General features: G+C 38.9%; 13 protein-coding genes. All 13 read right to left on the bottom strand.

Annotation, left to right across the window (positions count from 1 at the left end; genetic code table 11):
• Positions 1 to 841: 841 nt before the first annotated feature.
• The 13 genes from rfbA to BUB25_RS13695 all read right to left on the bottom strand — a co-directional run bounded on the left by rfbA (position 842) and on the right by BUB25_RS13695 (position 13799).
• Positions 842 to 1711: a glucose-1-phosphate thymidylyltransferase RfbA gene (gene rfbA / locus BUB25_RS13640; protein WP_072945295.1), complete on the bottom strand. Its 870-nt coding sequence runs from the start codon at positions 1709 to 1711 to the stop codon at positions 842 to 844.
• Between the two features lie 42 nt (positions 1712 to 1753).
• Positions 1754 to 1858, bottom strand: coding sequence for a GxxExxY protein (locus tag BUB25_RS16875; RefSeq protein ID WP_139256919.1), 105 nt, complete (start codon positions 1856 to 1858; stop codon positions 1754 to 1756).
• Between the two features lie 449 nt (positions 1859 to 2307).
• Complete coding sequence (gene rfbB / locus BUB25_RS13645) at positions 2308 to 3357, bottom strand: dTDP-glucose 4,6-dehydratase (RefSeq protein ID WP_072945296.1); 1050 nt, start codon at positions 3355 to 3357, stop codon at positions 2308 to 2310.
• Positions 3358 to 3386: 29 nt separating this feature from the next.
• Positions 3387 to 3785, bottom strand: a complete 399-nt coding sequence (locus BUB25_RS13650; protein ID WP_084089620.1) for a GxxExxY protein — start codon at positions 3783 to 3785, stop codon at positions 3387 to 3389.
• 139 nt (positions 3786 to 3924) lie between these two features.
• The gene (gene rfbD, locus BUB25_RS13655) at positions 3925 to 4782 is read right to left on the bottom strand and encodes a dTDP-4-dehydrorhamnose reductase (RefSeq protein WP_072945299.1); all 858 of its coding nucleotides are present in this window, start codon (positions 4780 to 4782) and stop codon (positions 3925 to 3927) included.
• A gap of 105 nt (positions 4783 to 4887) precedes the next feature.
• Positions 4888 to 5436, bottom strand: coding sequence for a dTDP-4-dehydrorhamnose 3,5-epimerase (gene rfbC / locus BUB25_RS13660; protein ID WP_072945301.1), 549 nt, complete (start codon positions 5434 to 5436; stop codon positions 4888 to 4890).
• A gap of 191 nt (positions 5437 to 5627) precedes the next feature.
• Entirely contained in the window at positions 5628 to 5927 is a 300-nt protein-coding gene (locus BUB25_RS13665) for a type II toxin-antitoxin system RelE/ParE family toxin (protein WP_072945302.1), read from the bottom strand.
• A complete protein-coding gene (locus BUB25_RS13670; protein WP_072945304.1) occupies positions 5927 to 6172 on the bottom strand; it encodes a type II toxin-antitoxin system ParD family antitoxin in 246 nt (81 codons plus the stop codon). The genes BUB25_RS13665 and BUB25_RS13670 overlap by 1 nt, the downstream gene beginning before the upstream one ends.
• Positions 6173 to 6790: 618 nt before the next feature.
• Positions 6791 to 8758: a polysaccharide biosynthesis protein gene (locus BUB25_RS13675; RefSeq protein WP_084089623.1), complete on the bottom strand. Its 1968-nt coding sequence runs from the start codon at positions 8756 to 8758 to the stop codon at positions 6791 to 6793.
• Positions 8759 to 9191: 433 nt separating this feature from the next.
• Positions 9192 to 9623 (bottom strand): WxcM-like domain-containing protein, encoded by a 432-nt coding sequence (locus BUB25_RS13680; protein ID WP_072945306.1) that lies wholly within the window; start codon positions 9621 to 9623, stop codon positions 9192 to 9194.
• A 455-nt stretch (positions 9624 to 10078) separates the two neighbouring features.
• Positions 10079 to 11035, bottom strand: a complete 957-nt coding sequence (locus BUB25_RS13685; RefSeq protein WP_072945307.1) for an MraY family glycosyltransferase — start codon at positions 11033 to 11035, stop codon at positions 10079 to 10081.
• Positions 11036 to 11719: 684 nt separating this feature from the next.
• Positions 11720 to 12808, bottom strand: a complete 1089-nt coding sequence (locus BUB25_RS13690) for a mannose-1-phosphate guanylyltransferase (protein WP_072945309.1) — start codon at positions 12806 to 12808, stop codon at positions 11720 to 11722.
• 91 nt (positions 12809 to 12899) lie between these two features.
• The gene (locus tag BUB25_RS13695; protein WP_072945496.1) at positions 12900 to 13799 is read right to left on the bottom strand and encodes an NAD-dependent epimerase/dehydratase family protein; all 900 of its coding nucleotides are present in this window, start codon (positions 13797 to 13799) and stop codon (positions 12900 to 12902) included.
• Between the last annotated feature and the right edge of the window lie 8 nt (positions 13800 to 13807).

A 13807-nucleotide genomic window follows, 5' to 3' on the forward strand; every position in this document is an offset into this window, starting at 1 on the left:
TAGACGACAAAATTAAGAATATTAAACATAAAAAAAAGCTTCCCGATAAAAATAAAATTTAGATTTATTAGGAAATCAACACAGAATCTATCGGGACCGACAACTCACAACCCTCCCGAGCTAGGGAAACGATGTTCGATATACGATGTTCGTTGTCCCATAGACGGTTAACGACAAACGATGGACGAACAACGATAACCTTGCTTCTTGACTCTCACAACCGACAACTCGAGACTGAACACTCATCTCACGACTCACAACTACCATTGACGTTTTTTACATCGAAGCCTCTCGACTCCGCTCGAGGTGACACTGTGGATGTTATATCATATTGCTTTTTTTGGTAAAAAATTATGCCTTGAAGTGACGGAAGTTATTTCGATTTTTACAGTCGTCAGTTCGAGTGTTTTTGGTTTTGAAAATCAGGAATTAAAGGGCAATCAAGTTTAAACCAAAAATGTATCGAGAACCCTGCTTAGACATTTACTTCTCACGATTCACGATTCATGACCGACAACCGCCTTCTCGATACAATTTTATAAAAACGCTATCGCTATTTTATAAAATCACTCGAAGTGACGGAATCAACCGACAACTCACAACTCACGATTCACGATTCACAACTCACTTCTCACTTCTCACCAAAAAAAAAGGTCAAAGAAGAAAAAATCTCCTTTGACCCATTACATATTCTCTATATTCTGAATTCTATCCTAAAATCACAACCTCCCGATAGCTATTACTCACGACTGACAACTCACGATTCACGATTCACGATTCACGATTCACAACTCACAACTCACGATTCACAACCCACGATTCACGATTCACAACTCACGATTCACATCTTCATCTTCAACAACCCCAACAAATACTCCCCATATCCGGATTTCTTCAAAGGCTCTGCCAATTCTCTTAATTGCGCATCTGTAATAAAACCCTGTCTCCAGGCAATCTCTTCAATGCAGCCCACTTTCAATCCCTGACGCTCCTCAAGCACCTGAACAAATTGTCCGGCCTGCATCAGGCTGTTAAAAGTTCCGGTGTCTAACCAGGCGGTGCCTCTGCTCAAAATCCCAACTTTCAACAGCCCTTTTTCAAGATAGACCTTGTTGACATCGGTGATTTCATATTCCCCTCTGGCACTGGGCTGGATATTCTTGGCAATCTCCACAACCGAATTGTCATAAAAATACAAACCCGGTACCGCATAATTCGACTTGGGCTCCAAGGGCTTTTCTTCAATCGAAAGCGCTTTATGGTTTTGATCAAATTCCACCACCCCATAACGTTCCGGATCCGCCACATGATAAGCAAACACCACCCCGCCTTCCGGTTGGGTATTGGATTGCAACAACTCCTGCATATGGGCACCAAAGAAAATATTATCCCCCAAAACCAGGGCAACACTATCGTTTCCTATAAATTCTTCGCCTATGACAAAAGCCTGTGCCAGCCCGTTAGGAACCGCCTGCTCCGCATAGCTGAACTGACAACCTATAGCCGAGCCATCACCCAACAACTTCTTGAAATTAGGCAAATCATGAGGAGTCGAAATAATCAATATCTCATGAATCCCCGCCATCATCAAAGTCGACAACGGATAATAAATCATCGGCTTATCATAAACCGGCATCATTTGCTTGCTCATCGCCAAGGTCAACGGATGCAAACGAGTACCCGATCCACCGGCTAGTATAATTCCTTTCATTTTTTTTTTACGAATTTTACGAATTAATCCGAATTATACGAATTATTTCAAATTAATGATTCTTTTATAAGTTAATGAAGGCCTGCCGAAATTAATCAGCATACCCTCTTCCATATTAGTACATCTTAAATAATTGGCCAACTGCATATAAAATAACCTTATATGCTTAAACTAATTGCTTTTTTTATTTTTTTAAAGGATTTCTTTTCCCCAGACTTCTCGATACAATTTTATAAAAACGCTCTCGCTATTTTATAAAATCACTCGAAGTGACGAAAACCGACAACTCACCACTCCTAAGCCCGCCCTTAAATTAAAAACGTAGAAAAACAACGAAAAAACGACGTGGCAGCAGTCCGCGAGATGAGCCTGAAAGGCGAACGGCTCGGGCTGCGGAACATAGTTTTGAGGTAGTTTTTAAGTTTTTAATTTTCAGGCTTGATTTTTTGTTTCTTTTGCATCAAGGCAAAAGAAAATGAACAAATCCTTAATTTCTAAGCTCAACCAAAACGTCATTGGCAGCATCCATTCGTTTCAATTCGCATTAATTCGTTTTAAAATTCGTCATAATTCGCCTTAATTCGCCTTAATTCGTTTCAATTCGCATACTGCTTCTCATAATAACTAGCATACTCCCCTGAAGTAACATGCTCCAGCCAAACTTGATTCTCCAAATACCAATTTACCGTTCTCTCCAATCCCTGCTCAAAAGTAACCGAAGGTTTCCACCCCAACTCCTTATTGATCTTAGTCGCATCAATCGCATAGCGCAAATCATGCCCCGGACGGTCTTTCACATAAGCAATCAATTGCTCCGATGTCCCAGCTGGACGACCTAGCTTCTCATCCATAATTTTACAAAGCAATTTCACCAAATCGATATTCTGCCATTCGTTAAAACCACCTATGTTGTAGGTATCATGATTCTTTCCTTGGTGGAAAACCAAATCAATCGCCACCGCATGATCTTCTACAAAAAGCCAATCGCGCGTATATTTCCCATCGCCATAAACCGGCAAAGGCTTATTTTGAATGATATTATGAATGAATAGCGGAATCAATTTTTCCGGAAAATGAAAAGGTCCGTAATTATTCGAGCAATTCGTCAACACATAAGGCAGGCCGTAGGTTTCACCATAAGCACGCACAAAATGATCCGAACTGGCTTTGGAAGCCGAGTAAGGCGAATTAGGATCATAAGGCGTCGTCTCGGTAAACAAGCCTTCGGCCCCCAGACTGCCATACACCTCATCGGTGCTGATATGATAAAAACGTTTGCCCTCATAATTACCATTCCAAATGGTCTTAGCAGCATTCAACAAATTCATGGTCCCAATCACATTGGTCTTCACAAAAGACAAAGGATCCGTTATCGAGCGATCCACATGCGACTCGGCAGCCAAATGCAAAACCCCATCAAACTGATGTTCGGCAAACAAAGCGTCAATAAACGGTGCATCCACAATATCCCCTTTAATAAAAGTATAATTGGACTCCTTTTCAATATCGGCAATATTCTCTAGATTCCCCGCATAGGTCAAGGCATCCAAATTAAAAATCTGATACTGCGGATATTTTTTCACAAAAAGCCGCACCACATGCGACCCTATAAAACCGGCACCACCGGTAATTAATATTTTTTTCATTTATTTCTAATTTTACGAATTAATCCGAATTAATCCGAATTTTTTAAATTAATTATTCTTTTATAAGTTAATGAAGTCGTACCAAAATTAATCAACATACCTAACTCCATTTTTGTACATCGTAGATAATTCTTCAACTGTGCATAAAATGCTATGGGTATTAGCTGTACTGCTTTTATTTCCAAAATAATGGAATCATAACAAATAAAGTCTGCTCTATAGTGTTTATTTAATTTCTGATTATCATAATATAATTCCAACTTCACTTGCTTTTTAAAAGGGATTTCTTGAACTTGAAATTCTTTCTCCAACGCTTCCTCATAAACCGCTTCCAGAAATCCAGCTCCTAATGAACGATGTACTTTCATACAAGCCCCAATAATTTTAAAGCTTTCTTCTTTGTAAAGTATTTTATTATTGGAATCCATTCGCATAATTCGTTTTAAAATTCGCTTCAATTCGCCTTAATTCGTTTTAAAATTCGCCTTAATTCGCCTTAATTCGTTTCAATTCGCTTCAATTCGCTTCAAGTCGCTTCAATTCGTTTCAATTCGTTTCAATTCGTTTTTAAATTCGCAACAACCCCATACATTTCCTCAAACTCTCCTCATAATCCGGTACCACCACTCCAAAAGTAATTTTAATCTTCGTTTTATCCAATAAAGAATACTGCGGACGCTTCGCCGGCGTAGGATAAGCGGCTGATGGAATCCCACTAATCTCACAATCAAAACCGCCAATTTCCTGTATCGCCAGGGCAAACTCATACCAACTGATTTCTCCCTCATTCGAAAAATGATAAATCCCCGCCTGCCAATGCGCATGAGTCAGGATCGTTAGAATCGCCTGGGCCAAATCAGCAGCATAGGTCGGACTCCCGATCTGGTCGTTCACCACATTCAAAGAATCTCTTTCCTGCATCAATCGCGACATCGTTTTGACAAAATTATTCCCAAAACGCGAATACACCCAGGATGTTCGGATGACAAGCGCATTAGAGTTGGCCTCCATACAAGCCTTTTCACCGGCCAGTTTAGTGACCCCATATACATTAATCGGCTTCGTCGGCGCGGTTTCCGTCAAAGGAGTCGAAGAACTGCCGTCAAAAACATAATCAGTCGAAACATGAATCAATTTAGCTCCATGAGCTGCACTCCATTTGGCCAATACCGCAACCGCCTGATGATTCAACACATCCGACAATTCCACCTCAGTCTCCGCCCGATCCACAGCCGTATGCGCCGCACAGTTGATGATGATTTGGGGATGAATAGCATCCAATTGCGCCTCCAAACCAGCCAAATCACATAAATCCAGTTCCTCCCGATCGGTAAAAACCCATTCAAATTGCGGATAATTGGGAGCCAAAACCTGCAACTCTGATCCCAACTGCCCCTGAGCACCTGTTACTACTATTTTTTTCATTTAATTTTTACTCTTTTCCATTTCCAACCCAAAACCCAAAACCCAAAACCCATAACACACATCTCACAACTCACATCTCACGACTCACAACTCACGACTCACAACTTAAAACCCACTATTACAATCCTCAATAAAAGGCAAAACCAAATCCTTCTCCGATACAATCGCATCCGCTACATCAATTCCCCAATCAATAGCTAGACTTGGATCGTCAAAACGAATCCCGCCCTCACTTTCTTTATGATAAAACTGATCGCATTTATACATTACGGAAGCCGTTTCACTAATTACCGAAAATCCATGGGCAAAACCCTGGGGAACCAACAATTGTTTCTTATTCTCAGCAGATAATAAGATACTAAATGCCTTCCCATAAGTAGCCGAATCTTTTCGCAGATCCACAGCAACATCAATAATTTCCCCTTGCAGCACACGAACCAACTTCGTTTGGGCATAAGGAGGATTTTGATAATGCAAGCCTCTCAAAGTCCCTTTTTTAGAAAAAGACTGATTGTCCTGCACAAAATCTATAGCAATCCCCAAATCTTCAAACTTAGTCTTACTATAGGCTTCAAAAAAATAACCTCTTTCATCTCCAAAAACGGCGGGCTCTACAACAACCAAATCTTTTATAAATGTTTTCTCAATCGTCATTTTATATTTTTATATTTTTTTCTAAATAGTAAATCTGGGCTCTAAACTCTATGATAAAATAGACTAACCTACTATCACCCAACCTGAAACTTGAAACCTGAAACTTGAAACAAATTAACAGCTAACTCTAAACTGAGAACCGACAACTTTCACTACACCATTCACGACTCACGACTCACTCTTTAATTTTATCAAAGACCTAGCTGATTTTCGATATCCATTTTTTCGTGTAAAACCCTTATGATTTCTATTGCATTGGATTTTGTTTTCTTAAAAAAAACTAAGTGAGATTTTACTTTTGAACAGCTATAGCTTTTCCTAATACCTCCAAAGTCACGCGCCATTTCCAAATTACCAACTATATATTCAATTTCGTCAAAAATTAAATTATAGTATCGGTCGGCTTGTTCAATCGACCAATTTTCAGCTGTGTAAATCCAAATTTTGTTAATGTCATCAATAGCTTTCTCGCTAATTATATATTCTGACATTATTTCTTAAAGTTTGCTTTAAGTTCTTCCAGATTTTTTTGACGATCAAAATTTTTAATCTTGGCACTTTTTTCACCTATTTTAAGTTCGTTGATTAAAGATTTTGTTTTGTTCTCTTCTTGCTCAAAAACTCTCAAAGCCGTCCTAACTACCTCGCTTACTGAATTATATTTCCCAGAGGCAATTTGCTCATTGATAAAATTCTCAAAATAGTCCCCTAATAATATTGAAGTATTTCTTGCCATAATCTTTTTTTATCAAATATACCAAGTATTGGTATTTTATACAACAAATTTTAGTGTTTTTTGAAGTCGTGCAACTCTACAGCATAGCTGTAACGTCATTTTATATTGCTTTTTTTAGAATACAAATTATGCCTCGAAACAACGGAAGTTATTTCGATTTTTACAGTCGTCAGTTCGAGTGTTTTTGGTTTTGAAGATCAGGAATTAAAGGACAATCAAGTTTAAACCAAAAATGTATCGAGAACCCTGCTTAGACATTCACTTCTCACCAAAAAAAAGGTCAAAGAAGAAAAAATCCCCTTTGACCCACCACATATTCTTTACTCTATATTCTGAATTCTCTCGTAAAATCACAACCCACAACCGAGAACCGACTTCTCGATACAATTTTATAAAAAGGCTATCACTATTTTATAAAATCACTAGAAGTGACGGAAATCAACCGACAACTCACGATTCACGATTCACTACTCACGATTCACGATTCACAACCCACAACCCACAACTCACTGTCATCCTGAGCTGAGCCTGTCCTGAGCTTTTGTCGAAGGATCGAAGGACACGATTCACTTCTCACGATTCACTTCTCACTTCTCACAACTCACTACTCACGATTCACTACCTATCCAGCACCTCATAAGCCGAATTCATACTGATAAACTCCGGCACAATCTTCTTCATTTTACAAACGATATCCTCATTATCAAAAAAGCCATCAATCCCAATGAGCTCCTCAATATCGGCATGCAGGCTTTCAAATTCATCCTGTATTTCCTCCGCAATCATAATTTTTTCATGATGCGTGGCCAAGGTCTTTGAGGTATCATTGAGCAATTCCTCATACAATTTCTCTCCGGGACGCAGGCCTGTAATCGCGATTTTAATCTCCCTGTCTGGTACAAAACCGGCCAACTTGATCATCTTTCGCGCCAAATCAATAATCTTAACCGGCTTACCCATATCAAAAATATAGATCTCACCCCCCTTGCCCATCGCTCCGGCTTCCAGCACCAGTTGGCAGGCCTCGGGAATCGTCATAAAATAACGTATAATATCGGGATGCGTAATCGTAACCGGTCCGCCCTCGGCAATTTGCTTGCTGAACAAAGGCACTACAGATCCATTAGATCCCAGTACGTTTCCAAAACGGGTAGTGATAAATTTAGTCCCCCTTCCCCCATTTTCTCTTTGGGACTTCAAATGCAAGGATTGCACGTACTTCTCGGCTATCCTTTTACTGGCGCCCATCACATTACTGGGGTTGACCGCCTTGTCAGTAGAAACCATGACAAATTTCTCCACCTGATACAAACAGCTTAAATCAGCCAGATTTTTGGTTCCCTTTATATTGGTCTGAATCGCTTGAGACGGATTTTTCTCCATCAAAGGCACATGCTTATAGGCTGCGGCATGAAATACAACCTGCGGGCGATACATCTCAAAAAGCGCCTCCAAAACGGCCTTATCCCTGATGTCCGCTATAGCCGTATGTATGATGCTTGGGCTATCCATGCCCTCAATCTCCAAACTCAAATGGTGCAAGGGAGTCTCGGCCTGATCCAAAACAATAAGCTGGTCCGGTTTAAATCCCAGAACCTGTCGGACAATCTCGCTTCCTATGGAGCCTGCTGCTCCGGTAACCAAAATCCTTTTCCCTTTTAACTGCTGCGAAATGGATTTATTATCCAGCACAATCGGACTCCTTTCCAATAAATCCGCTATTTCTATTTTTTTGACCTTCTGCGAAATCTCCTTTTGATTTTCCCAATCTGAAATTAAAGGAACGGTGTACACCTTAAGATGATACTCCAAACATTGATCCACGATATGCAATTGCTCTTCCTTTGACAGTCCTCTATCAGCTATAATAACGCCCTGGGCACCAATCATACGCATTAAAACAACCAACTTTTTCTTATGGCTCAAAATCGGCAAACCCAGTATGCGCTTCGAAGAATTGGGACTGTTTTTACCAACAAAACCAACAATCTTAAAACGGCTGGGCACCTCCAGTTTTAAGGCATTGGCAACCGAAATCGCATTAGCATCAGCCCCATAAATCAAGACAGCCAATTTGTTATCATCAGCCGCTTCCGACTTATAATGCTCAAAAAAATTCTTGACAAAAATTCGGAACAAAAACAATAACAGAAAAGAAATGGCAAAATTGATAACCAGACTCGGCATGCGGTAGATTGTTTTTCCAAGCCACAAATAAGCCGCAAAATTAATCATAACTACCGTCAAAAAAGAAAAGGCCGTCGACAGCAATAATTTAATCCCGTCAATAAAAGAAGAATGGCGTATAATCCCGGCATAGGTTCGAAACAACAAAAAATAAACCATATTGACTAAAATGAAGATTCCATAACGCAACGGAACCGCCAACAGGCTGTCAAAATAAGGACTCAGATTGAAAACCAGATGATACGAAATCAAACTCGCTACGACCAAAATAATACTATCAATGCAAAAAATAATCCAGCGCGGCAGATAATCCAATGAGCCAAAATACTTTTCAATAAAATTTCCTAAAAAAAACGGAAAAGAACCCTTTCTAAATTTTCTATAACTATTCCCTAACATCTATTGCTGTTTATTTTAAACATCTAAAAATTATTATACCCAAAAACTCATAACCAACAACCGCCTTCTCGATACAATTTTATAAAAAGGCTATCGCTATTTTATAAAATCACTCGAAGTGACGGAAATCAACCGATCCCGATAACTATCGGGGCTCATAACCGACAACTCACAACTCACAACCCACAACTCACGATTCACGACTCACGATTCACGACTCACAACTTACTGTCATCCTGAGCGAAGTCGAAGGACACTTCTCACAACCGACAACCGCCTTCTCGATATAATTTTATAAAAAAATACTATCGCTATTTTATAAAATCACTCGAAGTGACGGAAATCAACCGATCACGATAACTATCGGGGCTCATAAGCAACAACCCACAACTCACAACCGAAAACTCACGACTCACGATTCACAACTCACGACTCACAACTCACTACCCACAACCCAATAATCCGCATCAAACCGCACATCATCCTCTTGAACATTCGACAATGGCAAAGTCGAAAACGACATCAACTTCGAATCGGACTCTAAAGATTGAATCGCATTGGCATAACCGGCGGGGATATGCACTATTTTACTTTCTGAAGCAGTGACAGCAATGCTTTCAACAACCAAATCCTTAGACGGCTGCTCCCAGTTATCGATTTTTACAAAATGAATTTTGAACGACCCGCTCAAACAATAAAAATTCTTCGCGTCCAATTTATGCCCCTGCCAGGCACGAATCGGATTTTCATCAGAATTACTGATGATATAAAATCGTTCAATAGCCGCAAAGCTAAAATCATTAACATAAGATATAGTCCCACGATGATCCGAAAAACTACCTCCTTGAATTATTTTGGGTTTCATGTATATAATATTTTATAATTATAAAATAGTCCAGTTGTCAGTTCCAGCGCAGTCCAGCACCAAATGCTCGGAGAATCCTTAACTCAGCTCCCGATACCTTCAAACTGAACACTGAACACTCTTGTTACCGCTCCTCTCCCGTCTTTCGCTTCCGCAGTCGAGCGTCAAATGCTCTGAGAATCCCTAACGCACCCCCGATACCTTCAAAAGGAACACTGAACACTCTTGTTACCGCTCCTCTCCCGCCCTTAAATTAAAAACGTCAAAAAACAACGATAAAACGACGTGGCAGCAGTCCGCGAGATGAGCCTGAAAGGCGAACGGCTCGGGCTGCGGAACATAGTTTTGAGATAGTTTTTAAGTTTTTAATTTTCAGGCTTGATCTTTTTGTTACTTTTTCCATCAAGGGAAAAAGTAAAACTCTTCTCCTTCTCTCTAACCAAATTAATAGCGTACTATTTTATATTCTTTTTATGCAACAAATAAAATTTCAAACAATAAATAAGCAGCAACGGCCCAATAACAAGCCCAAACAAAATAAAATCCGAAACGTTCTGATACAAACCAATCACTACTGCCGAAACAACAACCTGAACCATCCCATAAAACGCCGCAACCAATCGGTGCTGCATTTTATATTCATTACTCAACACCTGATACAAATGCAACCGATGTGCCTCAAAAATATTCTCTTTTAAATACAAACGATGTACAATAGTACAAACAGCATCCACGCCATAAACCGCCAAAAACAACAGCCACACAAGAGAATCCGTCACTAAAATCAATTTCAAAACCAGATAAATCACCCAAAAAGCAATCGCAATACTCCCGACATCTCCGGCAAAACATTTGGCCTTTTTTCTATAATTAAAAAACAAAAAAACCAGGCTGGCCAGCATCGCATATTGGATGAAATCACCATCTGTAAATACTTGGATATTCTGATTCACATACAACAACGCACCCATAACCACTAGGGTATACAGCCCGGTGATACCATTGATCCCATCCATAAAATTATAGGCATTGATCAATCCTATCGCCAGAACATAAGCGATTCCAATGCCTAAAAGCGGGACAGAATCAAACACACCCAAATCAAAAAATATCAAAGTGATTGCTAGAAAATGAACCCCAATTCGAATTTTATTAGACAAACTCTGGATATCATCCCAAAAACTCACCAGACTCACCAGACTAATTCCGGCAAAGAAGAAATAATTACTTTGCAGATGCTGCGCAAAATAAAGCAAGGCGGCAAACCAAAAAATGATGCCGCCTCCTCTTAGCGTGATTTCTGTGTGTGAACTCCTTTGATTCGGCTTGTCCACGATATTGTAACGATCCGCTACTTTGAAATAGACCAATTCCAACAGGAACAGCGCAAAAATGATAAATAAATACTGCATTTTTTATTTAAATGTTTTTAATAACCCTTTTCTATTATAATCCGTTGGCTGAAATTCATTTTTGGAGATAAGTATTCGTCAGTTCGAGATAAAGTTAAACTCGCCGTCACTTCAATGCATAATTTTTATTCAACAAAAAAACCAATATAAAATGACCTTAGGATCGCCGTCAGTTCGAGTGTTTTTTAAAGCTTTCAAAAATAGTATAGCTCAAAAAGACGCTCCGACTTTAAAAAATGTATCGAGAACTCCTAAGCAGGGTTCTCGATACATTTTTTGTTCCGTTTTACTTCACAAAAAACACTCGAACTGACGAATCCAAAATATCAAAATAACTTCAATTACTTCAAGGCATAATTTTCATTCTAAAAAACCAATATAAAATGCCTTAAGCTCGCCGTCAGTTCGAGTGTTTTTTAAAGCTTCCAAAATTAGTATAGCTTAAAAAGATGCTCCGACTTTAAAAAATGTATCGAGAACTTCTAAGCAAGGTTCTCGATACATTTTTTGTTCCGTTTTACTTCACAAAAAACACTCGAACTGACGATTTTCATAATCACAACCAACGGCTTATTTTAATGATAATTCGAAAAACGATATTCGTTGTCCAATATACGATAACTGGAAACTGAGAACCCACAACCGATAACCGACAACTCACGATTCACGACTCACGATTCACAACTACAAATAATCCTCCCCAAACGCAGCTACCATCTGCATCGATACTTCTTTTATTTCCTGTTCCTTCTCCTTCGGATAAATCAACAACACATTAGCATCATCTACGATAATATAATTTTCAAGTCCGTCTATCACTACTCCTTTGCCTTTGGGCACTTGTATTAGGCAATTTTGAGTATTACTAAGATACTTATCAGAAACACTTACTGAATTATTAAATCCATCTTTCTCCGCTACTTCATGCAAAGAAGCCCAGGTACCCAAATCCGACCAACCGATATCGGCCGGAATGGTATAGACATTAGCTGCCTTTTCAAGAATAGCATAATCAATAGAAATGTTCGGACTTTGGGGATAATACTCCGCTATAAACAAAGCCTCTGCATCAGTATTATATAATGTATTCCCCTGCTCAAACAATTGATGAATTTCAGGCGCATGTTCTCGAAAGGCATTTTGAATACTTTCGGCACGCCAAATAAAAATTCCTGCATTCCACAGATAATCGCCATTTGCCACGTATTCTACAGCTTTTTCTAAAACAGGCTTCTCCATAAAACGTTCTACCTTATGAACGCCGCCAACACCTTCTTTCTGAAAATTAATATAGCCATAACCGGTATCGGGCCTTGTTGGGCTAATACCCAGCGTAAGCAAAGCATCATTTTCGGCGGTATAATCCAATGCCTGACTGATTCTGTCCAAGAACTCGCTTTCCTTTAGTATCAAATGATCCGATGGGGCCACCACGATATTGGCATCGGGATTTGCGTTCAATATTTTATAGGAAGCATAAGCGATACAGGGTGCCGTATTATTTCGGCTCGGCTCCAATAAAATGTTATCTGCCGAAATTCCTGCCAATTGATCTTGAATCAAACCCAAATATTGCTGATTGCTCAGTATATAAATATTTTCCTTAGGGCAAATCTTTAAGAACCTTTCGTAGGTCAATTGCAACAACGATTGCCCCGTTCCTAATATATCAATAAACTGCTTTGGAAAGTGATTGCGACTCTTAGGCCAAAACCGACTGCCTACTCCGCCCGCCATAATGAGGACGTAGTTGTTATTTTTATTATCTATCATTATTGTAACTATTCGTTCTATATTGTTAATTATAAATAATAATTGAATGGTTAAATCAATTATTATTGTTTTGCCCTTATACTTACTTCATTTATTTTAACGTTTTCCCATACCACTCTATAACTCCTTGTGGATTCCATCCAGCAACTTCTCTTGCTTTGGTATCATCAAAAGTCAAATCAGAAGTTATTTTTTTAAGCTTCAGAGTATTAATCGGTGCTTTATTCCCTAATAAATCCCCTGCATATCCCATTAAATTTGCAATAAACATAGTCACATTTAAAGGTTTTTTTTTGTTTTTTTGTTTTGAAATTGCCATACTTAGTTCACTAAAGTCAGGATGATGCCCATCTGTCAGATTATAAATACCTCCTATTATTGCAACTTTAGGTATAAATTTGGCAACATCTTGTGCCAGCACCATGCTTTTTCTGGCTTTTCCTCCTCCAATGTTAAAATAATACCCTTTATCAATTGCCTTTATCATCGCTCCCAAATTCCCTGGAGGGTCTTCGCCTACCAGTAGTGGCAAACGCAAAATAGTGCAAACCACATTCTGTTTTTTGCACCATTTCATTACCAATGCTTCTGCTTCAATTTTACTCAAGCCATAAGGGTCTTTCGCTTCTTGCTGATGTTCTTCATTTATATCTTTTCCATACTCTTGACCGTAAACCGAAACTGAACTAATAAAAACAAACTGTTTGGGTAAGACTGTTTTTTCTAATCCTTTCAATAGATTTTCAGTCCCGATAACATTTACCTCATGGAATTGTTTCTTTTCAACGTTCTTTTTAGGTACAAAATGTGCTTTTCCGGCACAATGAATTACCAAATCAAACGACTCAGTAAACTCAAGTATTTCTTTATCCAACGAAACCTGATAATCTCCTGATTTTCTGGACAACTCAATAATTTGATACTCCTTCTCTAATGTATTTTTGATAATTTTTCCAAGAAAACCATTAGCACCTGTTAGCAATACTTTCATTTTTATTT

This window comes from Flavobacterium granuli, from assembly GCF_900129705.1.
Taxonomy (GTDB): domain Bacteria; phylum Bacteroidota; class Bacteroidia; order Flavobacteriales; family Flavobacteriaceae; genus Flavobacterium; species Flavobacterium granuli.

Bases quoted from the DNA above. Each gene is read 5' to 3' on its own strand.
- BUB25_RS13680 (WP_072945306.1), bottom strand. From the start codon at position 9,623: ATGAAACCCAAAATAATTCAAGGAGGTAGTTTTTCGGATCATCGTGGG.
- rfbD (WP_072945299.1), bottom strand. From the start codon at position 4,782: ATGAAAAAAATAGTAGTAACAGGTGCTCAGGGGCAGTTGGGATCAGAG.
- rfbB (WP_072945296.1), bottom strand. From the start codon at position 3,357: ATGAAAAAAATATTAATTACCGGTGGTGCCGGTTTTATAGGGTCGCAT.
- BUB25_RS13670 (WP_072945304.1), bottom strand. From the start codon at position 6,172: ATGGCAAGAAATACTTCAATATTATTAGGGGACTATTTTGAGAATTTT.
- BUB25_RS16875 (WP_139256919.1), bottom strand. From the start codon at position 1,858: ATGCAGTTGGCCAATTATTTAAGATGTACTAATATGGAAGAGGGTATG.
- rfbC (WP_072945301.1), bottom strand. From the start codon at position 5,436: ATGACGATTGAGAAAACATTTATAAAAGATTTGGTTGTTGTAGAGCCC.
- BUB25_RS13690 (WP_072945309.1), bottom strand. From the start codon at position 12,808: ATGATAGATAATAAAAATAACAACTACGTCCTCATTATGGCGGGCGGA.
- BUB25_RS13695 (WP_072945496.1), bottom strand. From the start codon at position 13,799: ATGAAAGTATTGCTAACAGGTGCTAATGGTTTTCTTGGAAAAATTATC.
- rfbA (WP_072945295.1), bottom strand. From the start codon at position 1,711: ATGAAAGGAATTATACTAGCCGGTGGATCGGGTACTCGTTTGCATCCG.
- BUB25_RS13675 (WP_084089623.1), bottom strand. From the start codon at position 8,758: ATGTTAGGGAATAGTTATAGAAAATTTAGAAAGGGTTCTTTTCCGTTT.
- BUB25_RS13650 (WP_084089620.1), bottom strand. From the start codon at position 3,785: ATGGATTCCAATAATAAAATACTTTACAAAGAAGAAAGCTTTAAAATT.
- BUB25_RS13665 (WP_072945302.1), bottom strand. From the start codon at position 5,927: ATGTCAGAATATATAATTAGCGAGAAAGCTATTGATGACATTAACAAA.
- BUB25_RS13685 (WP_072945307.1), bottom strand. From the start codon at position 11,035: ATGCAGTATTTATTTATCATTTTTGCGCTGTTCCTGTTGGAATTGGTC.